The sequence below is a fragment of the Coprococcus intestinihominis genome (assembly GCF_040096555.1).
GTDB lineage: Bacteria > Bacillota > Clostridia > Lachnospirales > Lachnospiraceae > Coprococcus_A > Coprococcus_A intestinihominis.
This window is the reverse complement of record NZ_JBBMEK010000202.1, coordinates 1-6,153: the sequence shown is the minus strand read 5'-3', so window position 1 is coordinate 6,153 and position 6,153 is coordinate 1. Positions and strand designations below refer to the sequence as shown.

The following is a 6,153-nucleotide window of genomic DNA, read 5'->3' as shown; positions in this document are numbered from 1 at the left end:
GTGAGCAGATGTATATGTACGAAGAACCTTCAGCTGATGCCAAGATTGTGACAACTGTTTTGTGGGATCAGAAGCTGACAGTGCTCGGAGCATCAGACGATGGCCAGTGGGTACAGGTTAAGGTTGGCGACAACACAGGTTACATTCCGGCAGATTCAGTTGTTCTGGATGTGCAATACGAAGAGGCTGTTTCTGTTGATGAAGAGCAGACGAAGAAGGAATCTGAGACTGCAGAGACAAAGACTACTGAGACTGAAGCGTCCGAAACAGAAGCTGAAACAGAGAAAGAGACAACAGCGGAGACGGAGACAAAGGCTGCTGAAACTGAAACAGCAGAAACAAAAGCCGCAGAGCCAGAGAAGACTCAGCAGGATAAAGCATCCGCTGCTTCTTATACAGATGTGAATGAAACGGTATGGGCAACGTATTCCGTATCTATCCGTTCAGCAGCATCGACAGATGCAGATAAACTGGATGTACTGGTAGGAAGCTACAGCATTACACGTACAGGCGTTGGCGACAACGGTTGGAGCAAGGTGGATTACAATGGTCAGACAGGCTACATCAAGAGCGAGTACCTGACAACAACGAAACCGGCTGCAGCATCAGACAGTACACAGCAGACAACTGAGAAAAAGCAGGAAACGAAAGAAACTGTTTATGCAACAGCAGGTGTGAATATCCGTGCCAAGGCATCAGCAGATGCGGATGTTATCGGTACACTGATCGCAGGCTACAGCATTACACGTACATCAGACAGCAATGGCTGGAGTAAGGTGGATTACAATGGTCAGACAGGTTACATTAAGAGTGATTATCTGACAACAACAAAGCCTCAGGTAACTGAGAGCAATCAGACATCTTCTTCATCCAATACTTCCTCTTCTAAGAGTGATATTGAAGAAGTGAAAGAAACCGTTTATGCAACAGCAGGTGTGAATATCCGTGCCAAAGCATCAGCAGATGCGGATAAGATTGGTACACTTGCAGCAGGCGGCAGCATTACACGAACAGGCAAGACAAGCAGCGGCTGGAGCCGTGTTGATTATAACGGTCAGACAGGTTACATCAAGAGTGATTATCTGACGACGACCAAGCCAACTGTAACAAGCAATACAACTGCTTCATCTACTTCATCCAGCTCTTCACTGGGCCAGCAGATTGCAGACTTCGCTGTACAGTATGTCGGTTATCCATATGTCTATGGCGGCAACAGCCTGACAAATGGTGTTGACTGTTCAGGATTTACACAGCAGGTTTACCTGCATTTCGGTTATTCCATTCCGAGACGTGCAAGTATTCAGGCAACTGTTGGCACATCTGTAGCCATCAGTGATCTTCAGCCTGGTGACCTTGTATTCTATGGTGACAGCGAAGGCGTCGGCCATGTTGTTATTTATATCGGTAATGGCAAGGTTGTTCATGCAAGTACACCATCAAAGGGAATTATCATTTCCGATCTGTACTACAGAACACCAATGTGTGCAAAACGTATTATCTAATCAATATACGAAAGAAAAACTGTATGTTTGCAGAGTATTCTGCGGGCATGCAGTTTTTCTTTTTCTTTCCTTTGATCGGTTTTTCAACAATCATTCGACAAAGGACAACGCTATGTGAATAGATGGAAAAATAGCAATTGTTTTATGGAAAACTTTCGATGAAATTCTGATTATTTCGGGAGTGAAACAATTTAAAAATGTCTAATTGTGAGAATTGCACAATAATTGTGCCAAAACATGTCGAAGTTGCCCGATAGAGGATGAGGACAAGTGAAAAGTTATCACCAGGTTATCCACAGGCAAAAACACTGAAAAGGCGCTATTTTTGAGTTATACACAGAGTTATCCACTTTATCCACAGGTTTGTGGATAAAAAAATGGTGGATATCTTGAGCACTTATGCAAATATATGTTTTGTATAAAACGTAAAAAGTGTCGAATTGAGGAAAAAAAACGCGAAAATACTTGACTTTTGTATTGACAAATAATAATAAAAATGGCACAAAAAATTCTAAATAAAATACGTCCAATAGTCTAAAAATACATTTATTTTTTGAAAATTTAATGAATTGACTTGAAAGAATCGGTATATATGGTATAATAATGCTATAGTTTTACAAGTTGTAAGACAGAAAGACCCTGATTCATTTCAGTGGAATATAGATGAAGGAGATGGTTATATGCGTTATATCATCAGCGGCCGCAATATCACAGTTACAGAAGGATTGAAGGAAGCCATTTACGACAAGTTAGGCAAGCTTGAGAAGTACTTTACACCTGAGACAGAGATTATTGTTACGTTAAGCGTTGAGAAGCAGCGTCAGAAGATTGAAGTAACAGTTCCTGTGAAAGGACATACAATCCGTGCAGAACAGTCCAGTGATAATATGTATGTATCCATAGATCTGGTGGAAGAGATTATCGTCCGTCAGTTGAGAAAGTACAAGACAAGAATTGCGAACCAGCAGAACAGCAGAAAGAACTTCCAACCGGCGTATCTTGAGATGGAGACAGATGGTGATGAGGAAGTGAAGATCGTCAGAACGAAGAAGTTTGCGATCAAGCCATTGGATCCTGAAGAAGCGTGTGTTGAGATGGAACTGCTCGGACATTCATTCTTTGTATTCCGCAATGCACAGACCAATGAAGTCAATGTTGTTTATAAGAGAAAAGGCAACACATACGGTCTGATCGAACCGGAGAACTAAATCCGTGTTGAATATTGAGTATAAGCATACTATGGGGAATAAATAGTGTGCGGTTGTATATAATCGGCAAAAGCCTCAAAAGGAGTTGTTTAAATTACAGGTGATGGCAGTGCGAACGTGCCTGTATTGAACAACTCCTTTTGAGGTTTTTTGTGTCTATCCGGGAACCAAACGGGGGTTCTTATCGGGGATGCGGAAGTTTTTACGCTTTTTTTATTTGCAAATGGCAGTATATAGTGTTAGAATAAATTCGTTATAGACACGTTTCGGGTGCGCCGGACAGGAAGAAACACAGTATATAGGAGGGCGCACAATTCAGTGATTTTAGGAGAGAACTATATGGGAATTTTCAGCAAGATTATGGGTACACACAGTGAGAGAGAACTGAAGAGAGTATATCCAATCGTTGATAAAATTGAAGCCATGGGTTCTGCTATGGAAAAGTTGTCTGATGAAGAGCTGAGAGCGAAGACAGATGAGTTTAAGAAACGTCTGTCTGAAGGAGAGACATTGGATGATCTCCTTGTGGAAGCTTATGCAGTTGTCAGAGAAGCAGCAACCCGTGTACTTGGCATGCGCCATTACAGAGTCCAGCTGATTGGTGGCGTGATCCTGCATCAGGGTCGTATCGCTGAGATGAAGACTGGTGAAGGTAAGACATTGGTATCTACATTGCCGGCCTATTTGAATGCACTTGAGGGCAAGGGTGTTCACATTGTTACAGTCAATGACTACCTGGCCAACCGAGATGCAGAGTGGATGGGTGAAGTTCATCGTTTTCTTGGATTGAGCGTTGGCGTCATTTTGAACAGTATGAATCCGGACGAACGTCGTGCGGCTTATCAGTGCGATATTACTTATGCGACGAACAATGAACTTGGCTTTGATTATCTGCGTGACAATATGGCAGTTTATGAGAAGCAGCTGGTACAGCGTGAATTGAATTATGCGATCATCGATGAGGTGGACTCCGTATTGATCGATGAAGCCAGAACACCGCTGATCATTTCAGGTCAGAGCGGAAAGTCAACGGCACTTTACAACACCTGTGATTATCTGGCCAAACGTATGACAAAGGGTGAGCGTAAGGGCGAGATCAACAAGATGACAGTCATGATGGGTGAAGAAGTTGAAGAGACCGGTGATTTCATTGTCAATGAAAAAGAGAAACATGTTGTTCTGACAGAACAGGGTGTCAAGAAGGTAGAGGAGTATTTTCATCTGAACAATCTGGCTGATGCTGATAACCTTGAGATCCAGCATGTTATGACATTGGCTCTTCGCGCCAATTATCTGATGTTCCGTGATAAGAACTATGTGGTTAAGGATGGAGAAGTACTGATCGTCGATGAATTTACAGGTCGTATTATGCCGGGCCGTCGCTATTCAGATGGTCTCCATCAGGCGATTGAAGCAAAAGAAGGTGTAGAAGTTAAGAGAGAGAGCCGCACGCTGGCAACGATCACACTGCAGAACTTCTTTAATAAATACAACAAGACAGCCGGCATGACCGGTACTGCCCTGACAGAAGAGGAAGAGTTCCGTGAGATCTATGGTCTGGATGTTATCGAGATCCCGCCAAACAAGAAAGTTATCCGTGTGGATCATGATGATCTGGTATTTGGTACCCACAGAGAGAAAATCAATGCCATTGTTGAAGAGATTATTGAGACCCATCAGAAGGGACAGCCTGTTCTGGTTGGTACAATCACCATCGAAGGCTCTGAAGAAATCAGTAACCGTCTGAGAAAAGAGGGGATTCCGCATACCGTTCTGAATGCGAAGTTCCATGAGAAGGAAGCGGAGATTGTTGCACATGCCGGTGAAAGAGGTGCGGTGACCATCGCCACGAATATGGCCGGTCGTGGTACCGATATCAAGCTTGGGGATGGTGTGGCTGAACTGGGCGGTCTGAAGATTATCGGTACAGAGCGTCATGAATCAAGACGAATTGATAATCAGCTTCGAGGCCGTGCCGGACGACAGGGAGATCCGGGTGATACAAGATTTTTCATTTCCCTTGAAGATGATCTGATGCGTCTGTTTGGTTCTGACAAGATGATGAAGGTATTCAATGCACTGTCTCATGAAGATGGTATGGCGATTGAACACAAGATGCTTTCCAATGCTGTTGAGAAGGCACAGAAGAAGATCGAGTCCAACAACTTTGCTATTCGTAAGAACCTGTTGGAATATGACCAGGTTAACAATGAGCAGCGAGAATTGATCTATGAAGAGCGCCGCCGTGTCTTGAAGGGCGAGAGCATGCATGATGAGATTGTCCGTATGATTGGCGATGTTGTTAAAGCGGAGATCAATGATGTTATTGATGAAGGTCAGACACCGGCAGAATGGAATCTTCTGCTGCTGAACCGTACATTGCTTCCAATCGCACCGATTAAGCCACTGTCCATGAACAAGGATGATTATAAAGGCTATACGACAGAACGTCTGATCGATGAAGTGACAGAACAGGTCAAGGAACTGTATGCAAAGAAGGAACAGGAGATAACAGAGGAGACGGGCTCTGCGGAGACATTCCGCGAAGTAGAGCGTGTATTCCTGCTGAAAGTCATTGACAATAAGTGGATGAGCCATATTGATGATATGGATCAGTTACGTCAGAGTATTTCTCTGCAGGCATATGCACAGAAGGACCCTGTTGTAGAATACCGTTATGCGGGTATTGAGATGTTTGAAGAGATGATTGCTGCGATTTCCAAGGATATCGTGATGATCATGCTGCACATCCGCAAGAAACCTGAAGTGGAGCGCAAACAGGAAGTGAAGGTAACAGGAACGAACAAGGATGATTCCGGTCCAAAGAAACCTGTTCAGAGAAAGAACAAGAAAGTTCAGCCGAATGATCCTTGCCCATGCGGCAAGTGCTATCCGGATGGACGCCCGATTAAGTATAAGAACTGTTGCGGACGCAATCAGTAATAAATTGGAATCGTGCCTGCTTTGCAGACACGATTTCGCACCAGAATCTGCAAACAGGTTCTGATTATAGAAAGAGGTGATTTTGGTGGTCGAATTCGATCAGATTAAATTCGCTCTGAACGGCTATGCCGTACCATTAAAAGAAGTGGGGGATTCACTTTGACCTGGCTGGCAAGAAGTCAAGGATCGAAGAATTAGAGCGTATGATGGAGGAACCGGGTTTTTGGGACAATGCCGACAAAGCCAATAACTCCATGAAAGAATTAAAGAATTTAAAAGACACAGTTGAAGAATACCATCGATTGGAGACAGCATGGGAAGATGTGGAAACACTTCTTGAGATGGGCTATGAAGAGAATGATGCATCCCTGATTCCGGAAGTACAGGAAGCCATGGCAGATTTTGAGAAACGTTTTGAACATCTCAGAATTAAAACACTGCTTTCGGAAGAGTATGATGGAGACAATGCCATCGTCACACTGCATGCCGGAGCCGGTGGT

General features: G+C 43.7%; 3 protein-coding genes and 1 pseudogene. All 4 read left to right on the top strand.

Annotation, left to right across the window (positions count from 1 at the left end):
• A partial coding sequence (locus WMO25_RS13470) for an SH3 domain-containing protein (RefSeq protein WP_349085734.1) occupies positions 1-1,502 on the top strand: 1,502 nt, incomplete at its 5' end.
• A gap of 680 nt (positions 1,503-2,182) precedes the next feature.
• Complete coding sequence (hpf, locus tag WMO25_RS13465) at positions 2,183-2,710, top strand: ribosome hibernation-promoting factor, HPF/YfiA family (protein ID WP_015513940.1); 528 nt, start codon at positions 2,183-2,185, stop codon at positions 2,708-2,710.
• A 339-nt stretch (positions 2,711-3,049) separates the two neighbouring features.
• Positions 3,050-5,653: a preprotein translocase subunit SecA gene (gene secA, locus WMO25_RS13460; protein ID WP_349085736.1), complete on the top strand. Its 2,604-nt coding sequence runs from the start codon at positions 3,050-3,052 to the stop codon at positions 5,651-5,653.
• An 85-nt stretch (positions 5,654-5,738) separates the two neighbouring features.
• Positions 5,739-6,153 (top strand): annotated as a pseudogene (locus tag WMO25_RS13455) (PCRF domain-containing protein); the annotation flags it as partial.

Coding starts and splice junctions, on each gene's coding strand:
- secA (WP_349085736.1), top strand. CDS start 3,050: ATGGGAATTTTCAGCAAGATTATGGGTACACACAGTGAGAGAGAACTG.
- hpf (WP_015513940.1), top strand. CDS start 2,183: ATGCGTTATATCATCAGCGGCCGCAATATCACAGTTACAGAAGGATTG.